Below are 13,043 nucleotides of genomic sequence, written 5' to 3' on the forward strand. Positions count from 1 at the left end.
AAAATATTTCAGGTAAAAAACGCAAGGAAAGCGCCATGCTATTCCACATTGTGACGAATAACATGGCGCACTGAGCATTAACCGGTATGAACGCCAAAGAATTTGGGCAGCCAGAGCGAGATGGCCGGAATATAGGTGACCAGCATCAGCACAAAGAAAAGTCCGCAGTAGAAAGGCAGCATCGCTTTAACGACCTGTTCTATCTTCTGCTTACTCACCGCACTGGCGACAAAAAGTACCGATCCTACTGGTGGTGTGATCAGGCCGATCCCGAGGTTCACCAGCATGATCATACCGAAATGCACCGGATCGATGCCGAGCGAGTGGGCGACAGGCAGCAGAACGGGCGTCAGGATCAAGATCAGCGGCGCCATGTCCATCAGCGTACCGACCAGCAGCAGCATGATGTTAATCCACATCAGGATGACGTACTTGTTATCCGAAATGGAGGTGAAAAATTCGGTAATGCGGCTCGGGAGCTGCATGTAAGTCATGATGGCACCGAATGCTGAGGCGAAACCGATTAGGATCATCACGATCGTGACGGTTTTTACCGTGCGGTACATCAGCTTAGGCAGTTCTGACCACTTATAATCTTTATAGATAAACATGGTCACGAAGAAGGACCACAGGCAGGCGATGGCCGCAGATTCGGTCGCGGTAAAAATGCCGGACAGAATTCCCCCCATGATGATGACCACAGTCATCAACCCCCACAGGGTATCGACAAAGATTTTCAGTGCCTGACGGAACGGTACGCGTTCGCCTTTGGGATAACCGCGCCGATGTGCGAAGCCGACGCACATCACCATCAGGGTGAGGCTGAGTAGCAGACCGGGCAGGATCCCTGCAATAAACAGCGAAGCAATGGAAACTGTACCGCCGGTTGCCAGCGAGTAGATCACAGAGTTGTGGCTCGGCGGCGTCAGAATCGCCTGCACGGAACCGCTGGCAGTGACGGCAGCAGAGAAATCACGCGGGTAACCTTTCTTCTCCATTTCTGGGATCATCACTGAACCGATAGAGGCGGTGTCCGCCACGGAGGAACCGGATATCGCGCCGAAAAACGTCGAGGCGACGATGTTAACCAGCGACAAGCCACCGCGAATAAAACCGACAAAGATGTAAGCGAAGCTGACCAGCCGACGGGCGATGCCGCCTTCGGCCATAATGGCACCGGCCAGAATAAAGAAGGGGATTGCCAGCAGCGAAAATTTGTTCACGCCGTTGGTAATCTGGATCATGACCGCCTCAAGCGGCAGATCGATCCAGAAGGCACCAACAATCGCGCTCAACCCTACCGCGTAGGCGACGGGAACGCCGACCGCCAACAGCACGGCCAGCGTGGCAACAAGAATAAATGCATCCATGGTATTGGCTCCGAATTAAGAACTGCCAAGCATTACCACAGGGCGTTTATCCTGCGGGCCGAAAAACATTTTTTCGATGATAAAGAGCACGGTGATTAACGAACCGATAGGCAGTGGTAAATAACTTTCACCCGCGGTTAATAATGGAAACTCCGCAACGGGCTGTTCCCATAATTCTATGCAGAGCACGGTACTGTAATAGAGAATAAACAGGCTGATTAAGAGCATCAGGAGATTCGACAGATGCACGCAAATCTTCTTACCGGATTCTGATAGTCTGTCAGTCAACATACTGACGGCAATATGTGAATTGGAACGATAACTCACTGCCGCGCCGACAAAAGTAAATGTCACCATACAAATAATTGAGATGGGTTCTGGCCAGGATAATGCCGCATTTAAAACATAGCGTGCGAATATACCGATAGGAATTATTAGCGTCATAATTAATAACGCCAGACCAGAAACCCACATGGCAAGGCGATAGAGTACATCCATGCTGGAAAGATAAGACTGTGCCATTTTTCCACCTATACTCACTTCGCTGGGTAATAAGCAAAGGATCATTGTTGATATCAGGCTATTAGTGGTGGCGGATAAATAGCAGGCTATTTATCCGCTGAGATGAGGTACTGATTATTGGGCGTCAGCGACGGCTTTAATCAGCTCCTGATATTTGGCACCAAACTGATCGCGGACGGGCTGCGTGGCTTTGAAATAGTACTCGGTATCAATGTCATGGAACTGAACGCCGCCGGCTTTCATTTTATCCAGAGATTGCTGGGTATATTCACTCCACAACACGCGCTGCTCTTGCTGCGCTTCTTTTGCCAGTTTTAGGATAAGATTCTGATCTTCTTTGGAAAGTTTGTCCCACTTGGTTTTGGAATACAGGAACAGCTCAGGAATGATGAAGTGACGACTCCAGGTGAAATTCTTGGCAACAGGCATGTAGTTATGCGCAACATAGGTCGGCGGATTATTTTCGGTGCCGTCGATCACCCCAGTTTGCATGCCGCTGAAGACTTCGCTGACGCCCATGGCAATCGAGTTCGCCCCCATTGCTTTTAAGGTTGCCAGTGCGACTGGGCTACCCTGTACGCGAATTTTCATGCCTTTAAGGTCTTCGGGTTTCACTACTGGCTGCTTGGTAATCAAATTACGCGTTCCCGCGTCCATCCAACCGAGAAAAACCAATTTTGACTTACTGCTGTGGGTAATTTTGTCACCAATTTCCTGACCAATTTTTCCATCCAGCACTTTATGCAGATGATCTTCATCACGGAAAATATAGGGCAGCGTGAAGACTTCTATTTCCGGTAAAATAGCGGCAACGGGCGTCATTGATACACGGATAATATCAATCGCACCGAGCTGCGCCTGCTCAATCATTTGTTTTTCATCACCTAATACGCCGCCGGGAAAGGTTTTAATTTCCAGCCTGCCATTAGTAGCGGCTTTTAATTTCTCTCCCATTTTTTGTACGGCAACGACATTAGGGTAACCTTCAGGGTGGACATCGGAGGCTTTAATTTGTTGTGCCTGAATCGCTTGGCTCATCAGTAATGCAGTAGAACCCAGACAAACGCCGATCAATGTTCTCGACAGCTTCATTGAATTATCTCCAGAGGTGGGGTGACATTATCGATAATCAAATGGTGATTTAAAAATATAAACCCATGAAAAATAGCGTAATGAAAAGTGGGTTTAATGATGAGAAGACGACCGCCTATTACGTATTATTGTGGCGTGTGTCAGTATTCTCTGCGAGTTAAGCTAACCTATTATACAACTTCGTAGAATGACTCGTGTCACAAAAGAAAAAGCTAATATGAAATACTGTTTTATATGGACTTTATTCCTATTTGACTTATAGAAATATACGTAACTTGGTGTTTTTATTTATCTTATTATGTACATGTGTGTCTATTTATTTCAGTAAACTTATCGCCAGTCATCATGAAATGGTGTGATAACTTAATGTTGATCACAAAAAGCCGATCGTAAAAATCTTGGCTATCGCACCGTGTTTTAGGGGGATCCCCCGCCTAATATATTCCTGAATGCTATTCTTCTTGTCGTTCTTATGCTTTTCCTTCCGATGTGCGAGCAATACCCTCTGAAATCCTGTCAAAACGCAAGGAAAGTGCGTTATCTGGTGTAAATAATAATGAGAACGACTATCAATTCGTTCAGGGTTTGGTATCATTTCAGGCTGCGTTATTGCAGCATTATACCGGCGGGTATGTGCGGATATTGTACAGAACAGATGATTGTACAGAATGAACGGTGGAGGCACAGCGTGAAGACGGCTGTCAGTAATACAACTCAACAGGTGTTATCAACCTGGCAAAAAAAACGTGGCGCGTTCAGCGCATTTTCCCGTAGCGTGCTGGTTATCCTGCTGTGTACGGCGGGACTAAGTGGAAATGCGTTTGCGGCTCCGGCAACGACGCCGTTATCGACGACAGAGAATTCAGCACCAGCCGCACAGCCTGCTGCTGCGTCGCCTTCCGCTCTTGTGACGACCGATGCACAAGCCCCGACATCAGCACTCACGCTGCCTGCCAGTGCGGCACCGGGCACCAATAACCTGATGAAAACCGATTTGTCCGTCTGGGGTATGTACCAGCACGCGGATGCCGTGGTGAAAACGGTAATGATCGGTTTGCTGCTGGCCTCTGTAATTACCTGGGCGATCTTCTTCAGTAAAAGCGTTGAGATGTCTGGCGCGAAACGTCGCCTGCGCCGTGAGTATCTGGCGTTGGAACAGGCGAAAACGTTGGACGACGCGCTGGAAACGGCGGACGCGTTCAAAGCAGGCAGCGTTGCACAGCAACTGCTGGTCGATGCGCAGAACGAACTGGAGCTTTCCGCACGTTCCGATGACAACAACGGAATTAAAGAGCGCACCGCGTTTCGTCTGGAACGTCGCGTGGCGGCTACTGGGCGCCACATGGGGCGTGGCAACGGCTATCTGGCCACGGTCGGCGCGGTTGCACCGTTCGTGGGGTTGTTTGGTACGGTATGGGGCATCATGAACAGCTTCATCGGTATCGCACAGACGCAAACCACCAACTTGGCGGTGGTCGCACCGGGGATCGCAGAAGCTTTGCTGGCGACGGCGATTGGTCTGGTTGCTGCGATTCCTGCGGTGGTCATCTATAACGTCTTTGCGCGCTCGATTGCTGGCTACAAAGCGATGGTCGGCGATGTCGCTGCACAAGTACTGCTGCTGCAAAGTCGCGATCTCGATGTGGCTGCCAGCAACGATAACCGGGCGTCTTCAGCAGCGCATAAACTGCGGGTGGGTTAATCATGGCGATGCATTTGAAGGAGGACGTGAGTGATGACGGTGAAATGCATGACATTAACGTCACGCCGTTCATTGACGTCATGCTGGTTCTGCTGATTATCTTCATGGTAGCGGCCCCGCTGGCGACGGTGGACATTCGTGTCGATCTGCCCGCGTCATCGGCAGCACCGCAGCCGCGACCGGAAAAACCGCTCTATCTGACAGTAAAAGCGGATAAGCAAATGTTCCTGGGAGAAGAGGTGGTTAGTGAGCAGTCGCTAGCGCAGGTGCTGGATGCGAAAACCAGCGCCAACAAAGAAACGACCATCTTCTTTCAGGCCGATAAAAGCGTCGATTATGAAACCATCATGAGCGTGATGGATTCACTGCGTAAAGCGGGCTACCTTAAGGTGGGTCTGGTTGGTGCGGAAACCGCTGCCGCTAAATAACGGCTGGCGGTTGTGTTGTAAGAAGGAATGCGGGGTGAACGTTCAAACCGCGTTCCTTTTTTTACGTCTACAGATTTACGTCCAGATGATGGCAGGGCGCTTTGGCCTACGCCCGTGACTCAGGATGGCGCCAGTGAATACGCGTAGGGATATAGCGTCGATCTTCTTCAAGTGGCTGCTGCGCAATTAAACTCGTAATCATTTCAAAGCTGTTACGTGCCAGATTCTCACAATCCTGCGCCACGGTATCGATCTTCAGCGGTAAGCAATCAAACAGATAGTGATCGTCAAAACAGCACAGACGGATGCCGCTTTCCATCAGGTTATGCTGGTTCATATAACGCAGCACGCCTTCCATCAGGCCACAGGCGGCAACAAATAGCGCTTTTGGCGGACGACCCAGCGTTGCACACAGCTGGGCAAACATTTCATAACCCGCGCTGGGGTGATAGCTGCCGTGAAGAATCCACTCCGGCTTGCAGTCGATACCTGCACGTGCCAGCCCAAGTTGGAAACCTTCCAGACGGTGGCGCGTCGGGGAAATTCGCGGCTGGCCGCCGAGGAAATAGAACTCATCACGATGCTGGCGGGCAATACGCTCGACCATTTCCGCCGTGGATTCTACCGCTTCGGAAATGACCATCGGCAGTGTGGAGTCACCAATTACCCGGTCAAATTGTACGACGGGCAACTGCTGATTAATTTTCTGATATTCGATATCGCTTAACAGACTGGAAGCGACAATCAGGCCATCGACCTGACGCTGCACCAGACTGTTGACCGCCATCATCTCCTGACTGGCGTTTTCGTCTGTGCAGGCAATCAGCAGTTGTAGCCCCGCTTCACGGCACAGCATTTCCAACTCGCGGGAAATCACGGCAAAGCCGTAGTTGGTCATTTCTGGCACCACCAGCCCCAGCGTGTTGCTGCGTGAGGAACGCAGCGAACGGGCGTGAATACTGGGTTGATAACGTTGTTCGTGCGCGACGGCTAAAATGCGGTCGCGGGTTTCATCAGAAACGCGAAACTCTTTGCTACGTCCGTTGAGTACCAGACTGGCGGTGGATTTTGATACACCGGCCAGCGCGGCGATGTCACTGATTGTTATGCGTTTAGTCGGTTTCACCGCGAGGTCTGCTATCAGAAAAAAGGAAAGTTATTCTATCACGCATGGCGCTAACAGCCAGTGCTGTAGTGTTAATCGCCCAGAGCCGCTGAATGTCATGGTTGCTTCGCTTTCTGGGAAATAGCGTGCAGACATCACGGCTTCACCGTCGTTGATAAAAATTTCAACGCTGGAGCGATCGCACAGGATCTGCAATTGGCTCAGGTCACCGCGCCAGTAGCGATGTTCAGGCTCGCCTGTGCGGCGGTTACGTCGGCTCAGCGTCACGCGCTCACCGTCCCAACAGAGAACCAGCTGGGAGGCGAGGTTGAACTGGAATTCCCCCTGCACGGTGATGAGGATTTCTGCACTGCTAGCGTGAAGTGGAGACGCGTAGTCTGCGGCACCCTGCCAGGTGTAATGCTGTCTGCGTAGTTGTTGAAGTTCGCGCGCAGGACGTTGATAAACGCGATCGCCATGCAGTGTGAGTTCACGCGGACAGGTCATGGTATGGATCCAGCCCTGTTCGATCGTGGGTTCAAAAAACTCATTGTCGTCAGGAATCGACATCCAGCCGAACAGCAGGCGTTGCCCGTCTTCACTCAATGTTGTTTGCGGTGCGTAAAACTCAAAGCCGAGATCCAATTCGTGGAAATCCTGATGCAGGTACGTGCCGTTTTCGTAATTGAGTGAGCCAATGAAATAGCCCGCCTGAAAGGTATTCAGGTAGCGTTCTTCTTCGGCGGGAACCCCCTGCGGGCAACAAATCAGGACGTCTTTGCCATCCAATGGGAACAGGTCTGGGCACTCCCACATGTAGCCAAAATCACCAAGTCCGCCTAGACGGGAACCGGCGATCTCACGGATCTTCTCCCACGCCAGCAGATCGGCAGAACGGTAGAGCAGCACCTTGCCCTGAAGAGCGAGATCCTGTGCGCCGAGTACCATGTACCAGTGGTCGTCATGACGCCACACTTTGGGGTCGCGGACGTGACCGGTGTAGCCGTCGGGGAGCGTTAGGACTGCTCCCAGCTTGTCATATTCACCGTTAGGATTCTCACGGGCGAGGCACTGAAACGCGGTACGCGAACCGTTATCGTATTTCACGTTACCGGTGTAGATCAGCATGATCGCCCCCTGATCTGCCACGGCAGAACCGGAGTAGCAGCCGTGGCTTTCATAGCTTTCGCTCGGCACCAGTGCGACGGGTTCATGCATCCAGTTAACCAGATCGGCGGAACTCCAGTGCCCCCAGAATTTTGCTCCGTGGGCACAGGACAAAGGATTCCACTGATAAAACAGATGGTAACGCCCATTGTGATGAATGAATCCATTCGGATCGTTAAGCAGACCAACGTTCGGGGACAGATGCCATTCCGGGCGATACGGGTCTTCCTGTTTCCGTGAATGGCCTGACATCAGGGCGTGGACCATGCGTTTTAGTAAGTGGACTTCCTTCATTATTCGCTATCCGTTTTATATTTCAGCAGTAAGGAAAGGATAAAGGCAGCACCGAACGCAATTAACATCCCGATCAGGTAGTTAAGCATCGACCCCCCTTGCACAATAGCCAGCCCCGGAAAACCGGTTAGCCCGACGGCCGTCATATTGACGTGATTGAAGACCACCCACGCGCCACCGAGCGCACCGCCTGCCAGTGCTGCCAGGAACGGTTTAATGAAGCGCAGGTTGATACCAAATATCGCGGCTTCCGTGATGCCCAGCAGGCAAGAAAGCCCGGCAGGAACGGCAATCGCTCGGGTTTTGGCATCACGCGTTTTGAAGTATACCGCCAGACATGCGCCGCCCTGCGCCACGTTCGCCATCGCCCAAATTGGCAGCAGGAAGTTGACGCCGATATTCGGGTTGCCAAGCAGTCCGGCTTCAATCGCATGGAAGCTGTGATGAACACCAGTGATGACGATGACGGAATAGAGGCCACCGAACAGCAAACCGGCCAACCAACCCGCGTGAGCAATCAATGTGCTGAGAACCAAAGAAATGCCATCGCCTAGCGCACGCCCAGCAGGCCCGATGAGCAGCATGGCGACAAAGCCGGAAATGATGACTGTCAGGAACGGCGTGACAATGATGTCCAGCGCGTCCGGTACGATTTTACGCAGGCGTTTTTCCACGATGCTCATGAACCAGACGGCGAGCAGGACCGGAAACACGGTGCCTTGATAGCCGATCATGGCGATGTCCATGCCGAAGAAATGCATGGTCTGGAAACCCCCAGCGACGCCCCAGGCGTTGGTCAGCGCTGGGTGAGTCAGGATGCCGCCCAGCGTCGCGCCCAGATAAGGGTTACCGCCGAATTCCCGTGCGGCAGTAAAACCGATCAGGACAGGCAGGATAATAAATGCAGCGGAGCTGAACATATCCAGCATGACGAAGATCGCGCTGCTGGAATCGACCCAGCCGTAGGTCTTGATCATGCCGAGCAGCCCCATCAGCAGACCGGATGCGATAATGGCCGGCATGATGGGGACGAAGATGTTCGAAAGCAGGCGCGCCAGTCGTTGCAGCGGGTTCAGCTTTTTCGCCGCGATGGAGGCGGCTTCGGATTTGCTCGATTCACTGATGCCTGCCGCTTTGATGAATTCGGCATACACCTTGTTAACCAACCCGGTGCCGAAAATGATCTGCATCTGTCCGGCGTTCTGGAAACAGCCTTTAACACCGTCAACGTTCTCGATCGCTTTCTTGTCTGCTAGGCTGTCGTCATTCAGTACCAGACGCAGACGAGTCGCGCAGTGGGCAGCACTGGCTATATTCTCTTTCCCGCCGAGAAGGGGGATGAGTGCGGCGGCAGTAGCGTTGATATCCATGTTATTCCTCTCTATATGCGGTTTCTTCTGCGTCGATCACAGCGTAACCGACGCTAAGGCTGGCCAATGATCAGAACCAGGTTTCCATCTGGATACCGAAGTTCCATTCGCCGCCTGCTTTAAAGCCGGTGGAGCCAAACGTATCTTCACTGGAGTAGTTATCCAGTCGCTTATCCCAGTCCATGTAGCTGGCAAACACGCGCAGTTCAGGGCGGCTAAAGAAGTTACCGATATCGCCGACCTTGAACGTTGGTGCAAAGGTCAGCTTGTAGAAGCCGCCGCTCACCTGATTCAGGCTCCGATAGCCGCGCGGATCGAGGTCCATGTATTGATAGCTGCCTTCATAGGCCAGTGCAAAGTTTTCGGTGATTTCCTGAATCAGGCGCGCATTAAAGGTGACCCATTCGTAGCTATCGCCGTTGACGTAACGGTCTTTACTGGTTTGCGCCAGAATGGATGGGGCGAAGCTCCAGGTTTTGTTCAGCGCCGTTGTGCCGTAGGTCGCAAAGCGCCAAGTGTTGGCACCGTTGGTCAGATTGCCATCGGAGCCGATGTTCTTCACTTCGCCGCCCAGCCCGTGGCCGTAGAGGATCGCGGTTTTTGATGTCCCGTCGCGTAAGCCGTAGAAGCTGTCGCCGTGGTAAGCCACCATGGCGTGATAGCCTTTGTCGCCTGCATTGGTATTGGTGACAGCGAGGTTATCGCGACTTGTCCCCGTGTTTTCTTTGACGTCGTTATTCTTCGCGGTTAACCCGCTCAGCATGAACTGGAATGACCCGACGTAGTTGTTAGCGGTAAAGACGTAGTTTTTGATGTCGTTATCCAGCGAGGTAATTTCGCCGAGGCTGCGGCCATACAGTGAGAAGTTACTCTTGGCGCTATCCGCCCATTTCACGTCATAGATCCCGCCGCCGGTGCCTGCGAGGAAGACTACGTCGCTGTCCAGCCAGTGAATATCGAAGTTATCGCGATCGAAACGTTTACCCGCCCACAGCGTCGTGTCCTTAAAGGCACCGGTGAAGGTTGGCAGTGAACCCAGTTCGACGAAAGCTTCACGAATGTTGAGGTCGCTGGTGGCGGCCGTCCAGTCGTTATAGCTGCGCTGGCCGTCTGCCATCATCACCTTGAAGCGGGTGGTTGCGCCGTTATCCAACTTCTGTTTGTGCTCCAGTTTGAGCTCGACGTAGGTGTCGTCTTCATTGCCTAAACGACCAATATGTCCGCCAGTCTGACCCGCAGGGGACATGCCCGGCCCGATATCGGTTTTGGAACTGGTGGCAGAATCATTGATCGACAGGCCAGAACGCGCGTAGCCGTGGAATTCAAATCCATCAGCGAACGATTTCTGCTTGGCCAACGCCGTCGTGCGCTGTTCCACCTGCTGGGTTTTTTGTTCGGTTTGAGTCGTGCGGGTCGCTAGCTGCTGGGTTTGCTTTTCAGCGGCATTGGCTCTGGCCTCAGCGGCTTGTGCACGGGCTTCAGCCTGTTGCAAACGCTGTTCCATGGCGTTCAGGCGGGCTTCAATACTATCAGTGTTGGCAGCGGAAACATAAAAGGGGGAGGAAAGTAATAATCCTATCGTCACAGCAAGGTGGCTTGGTTTCATTTTTTCGTTCTCGTCGTGAAGGAGATTTATTGTTTTTGGATTTCTCGTGTTTAGCTAAATGGCTAAACCGGTTTTTCATGGGGAAAATAAAAGCCAGCAGAAGGGTTAGCAAGAAATTTCACTCACCCGATTCTGTAACTGTGATCCTGACTACAAAACCGGGCGGTAACCGTATTAAGCGAAGGGCTTTAGGGCTTGTTTACGGGAGGGCGTGCAGTTGCTGCGCATAGGGGAGTGCTGTCATCGCGCCTTTTGCTGTGGTGGCCAGCGCACCGCACCGCTGAGCCTGCGCGATAATCGGGTCCCAGCTAGGCGGCTGTGACAGGTCGTCATACTGCGCCAGGCAGTGCAGTAAACCGGCGACGAAGGCATCCCCTGCACCAGTCGTATCGACGGGGGTTACCAACGGCGCGGCAAAGTGCCGTAGCTGGTGGCGATCGTGCAGCCAAACGCCCTCGCTGCCCAGCGTCACTAGCAATAGCTGGGTGGGATAGCGCTGCATAAACTGCTGAATCCCCGCTTCAACATCCGGTGTTGAACAGAGAAAGCTCAGTTCTTCACGCGACAGCTTCACCACATCGGCCAGCATCAGCGCCTGTGTCAGGCAGTCGCGCAGTTCCTGCTCGCTTTGCCAGAGGTCGTCACGGATATTAGGGTCGAAACTGACCCGTCCCTGTGCGGCTTTTATCTGCCGTATGGCTTCAAATGCGGTACTGCGCGAAGGCTCCTGCGAAAGTGCGATAGAGCAAAGGTGCAGCCACTCTCTCTGGTTAAACACCGGCAGGTCTTCCGGCTGTAAAAACAGATCGGCACTCGGGCGCACCATGAACGTGAAGGTTCGTTCCCCTGTTTCATCGAGGCTCACGACCACGGTTGAGGTTCGATGGAGCCTGTCGTGCGCCATGTGGTGGGTATCGACGTTTTCTTCTTCCAGAACCGTTTTTAGAAAATGGCCAAAAACATCGTCACCAACACGACCGACAAAGGCGCTGTTTCCCCCTAGCCTAGCAATGCCAACAGCGACATTGGCTGGCGCACCGCCGGGGCATTTCAGATAGCGTTCTGCATCTTCTGGGATGAGATCGACAACCGCATCGCCCATAACCCAAATTCTGTTTGCCATAAAGTTACTCTTATCAACGATAGTTAGACTGTTTGCTAAAATAGAAGAATCGGTTTAGCTAAGCAATGTCATTATGAAAATGTCTGCGTAATTACCTACAACGAGGAAATAAGTAGAGGGAAAGGCGGTTAGTTACAGGAATATATTAAGTGTTTGGATAATCATGTTTTTTTGACATAGCCGTGTAAAGAAAGGAAAGTGAACGAGAGCGGGTTTTTGAAATCGCGGGCTAAATAAAATACATTCTTGCCCGATACTCTCTATGTCGTTTGGCAGTACAGTGTGACTGTCACCAAGGAAGATACCAAGAAGGAGAGAATGGCATGGCTCATAAAATCTTGGATAACATGTTGGATGAATTAAAGACCGTGGTTAAACAGCACGTCGGCGATAGTGCTGATGTTCAGATCGACATACGCTATCTGGAAGGAGGACGTAAAACACTTCGTATTACTATTCCTGATATTTCCACCCTGGAAATTGAATTTAATCGGCGTTCCGATCGTGCGTAATTACAACCTGCTTTGGGGAATATGGGCGATATGGGCTTTATTGGTTATCGCCTGGCTTGTTGATATTTATAGCGAAATTCCCCTTCTCTATTACGGTCAGGGAGTGGCTGCCATGCTGGCTGCAAGTGCCGTGATTGCATTTTTCTATACTGTTAAAAGGAATAACACAATGTTTTCATTTGATAAAAACAAGAAAGACGTAAAAGAGCCGCAAGGGCGCAGTGAAATAAACAGCTCTCCCTCTATTCCCCCATCAAACGAGTTGATTAATTCAGTGAACCCTGTACGTGTGAAAAAGGACACCTTCATTTCTCAGGGTGCGCGTATGACCGGCTCTCTGTCCGTTGAGGGCAACATCACCGTGGAAGGTCAGATAGAAGGTGATGTGCAGTGTGATAACACGATTAAGGTAGAACACACGGGTCAGGTAAACGGCGAAATGAAATCGCAGCAGATCGTCATCAATGGCCGTGTGGAAGGGCGTGTAGCCGCCAGCGTTGTGGCGATTCTGGCTCAGGGAAAAGTGTTCGGCGATATTTTCACCGATGAACTCTCTATCGAAAAAGGCGGTATCTTCACCGGCCAATCTCACCCGTTGCCCTCACCGACGCAGAGTCAGGAAAAACTGACCTACGTGGAAAAGAAAAAAGAGAAAACCAATAAAGCGCACGCAGAACAAGAGAATGTCGTCGCGTTAGCGGGCAATGCGCCAACGGTGTGATGTCGTAAGGTCATTCTGACAGGTAAAGCCT

12 protein-coding genes are annotated in these 13,043 nt (G+C 51.8%); 4 read left to right on the forward strand and 8 right to left on the reverse strand.

What is annotated here, in order from left to right; genetic code table 11:
* Positions 1-77: 77 nt before the first annotated feature.
* From K7X24_RS19915 to K7X24_RS19925, 3 genes are all read right to left on the reverse strand, one after another.
* Complete coding sequence (locus tag K7X24_RS19915) at positions 78-1,370, reverse strand: TRAP transporter large permease (RefSeq protein ID WP_224558031.1); 1,293 nt, start codon at positions 1,368-1,370, stop codon at positions 78-80.
* Positions 1,371-1,385: 15 nt separating this feature from the next.
* A complete protein-coding gene (locus tag K7X24_RS19920; RefSeq protein WP_224558033.1) occupies positions 1,386-1,892 on the reverse strand; it encodes a TRAP transporter small permease in 507 nt (168 codons plus the stop codon).
* Between the two features lie 114 nt (positions 1,893-2,006).
* Positions 2,007-2,984: a TRAP transporter substrate-binding protein gene (locus K7X24_RS19925; protein ID WP_224558036.1), complete on the reverse strand. Its 978-nt coding sequence runs from the start codon at positions 2,982-2,984 to the stop codon at positions 2,007-2,009.
* Positions 2,985-3,672: 688 nt separating this feature from the next.
* Here K7X24_RS19925 and exbB point away from each other — a divergent pair.
* Both exbB and exbD read left to right on the forward strand, forming a co-directional pair.
* Positions 3,673-4,686, forward strand: a complete 1,014-nt coding sequence (gene exbB, locus K7X24_RS19930; protein WP_224558037.1) for a tol-pal system-associated acyl-CoA thioesterase — start codon at positions 3,673-3,675, stop codon at positions 4,684-4,686.
* Positions 4,687-4,688: 2 nt separating this feature from the next.
* Entirely contained in the window at positions 4,689-5,114 is a 426-nt protein-coding gene (exbD, locus tag K7X24_RS19935) for a TonB system transport protein ExbD (protein ID WP_010280259.1), read from the forward strand.
* Positions 5,115-5,220: 106 nt separating this feature from the next.
* On the opposite strand, the gene K7X24_RS19940 is transcribed toward exbD, so the two are convergent.
* The 5 genes from K7X24_RS19940 to K7X24_RS19960 all read right to left on the reverse strand — a co-directional run bounded on the left by K7X24_RS19940 (position 5,221) and on the right by K7X24_RS19960 (position 11,779).
* The gene (locus K7X24_RS19940; protein WP_039482144.1) at positions 5,221-6,240 is read right to left on the reverse strand and encodes a substrate-binding domain-containing protein; all 1,020 of its coding nucleotides are present in this window, start codon (positions 6,238-6,240) and stop codon (positions 5,221-5,223) included.
* Positions 6,241-6,270: 30 nt separating this feature from the next.
* Positions 6,271-7,680: a glycoside hydrolase family 32 protein gene (locus K7X24_RS19945; RefSeq protein WP_224558038.1), complete on the reverse strand. Its 1,410-nt coding sequence runs from the start codon at positions 7,678-7,680 to the stop codon at positions 6,271-6,273.
* Positions 7,680-9,050: a sucrose-specific PTS transporter subunit IIBC gene (locus tag K7X24_RS19950; RefSeq protein WP_039470385.1), complete on the reverse strand. Its 1,371-nt coding sequence runs from the start codon at positions 9,048-9,050 to the stop codon at positions 7,680-7,682. The genes K7X24_RS19945 and K7X24_RS19950 overlap by 1 nt, the downstream gene beginning before the upstream one ends.
* A 70-nt stretch (positions 9,051-9,120) precedes the next feature.
* Complete coding sequence (locus K7X24_RS19955; protein WP_224558039.1) at positions 9,121-10,656, reverse strand: carbohydrate porin; 1,536 nt, start codon at positions 10,654-10,656, stop codon at positions 9,121-9,123.
* A 199-nt stretch (positions 10,657-10,855) separates the two neighbouring features.
* Positions 10,856-11,779: an aminoimidazole riboside kinase gene (locus tag K7X24_RS19960; RefSeq protein ID WP_224558040.1), complete on the reverse strand. Its 924-nt coding sequence runs from the start codon at positions 11,777-11,779 to the stop codon at positions 10,856-10,858.
* Positions 11,780-12,102: 323 nt separating this feature from the next.
* Between K7X24_RS19960 and K7X24_RS19965 the strand changes: the two genes are divergently transcribed.
* Together K7X24_RS19965 and K7X24_RS19970 are read left to right on the forward strand one after the other, a co-directional pair.
* On the forward strand, positions 12,103-12,291 hold the full coding sequence (locus K7X24_RS19965; protein ID WP_039470389.1) for a hypothetical protein: 189 nt from the start codon (positions 12,103-12,105) through the stop codon (positions 12,289-12,291).
* A gap of 169 nt (positions 12,292-12,460) precedes the next feature.
* Positions 12,461-13,012, forward strand: a complete 552-nt coding sequence (locus K7X24_RS19970) for a polymer-forming cytoskeletal protein (RefSeq protein WP_224558041.1) — start codon at positions 12,461-12,463, stop codon at positions 13,010-13,012.
* Positions 13,013-13,043 lie beyond the last annotated feature (31 nt).

Source organism: Pectobacterium versatile (assembly GCF_020166435.1).
Lineage (GTDB): Bacteria > Pseudomonadota > Gammaproteobacteria > Enterobacterales > Enterobacteriaceae > Pectobacterium > Pectobacterium versatile.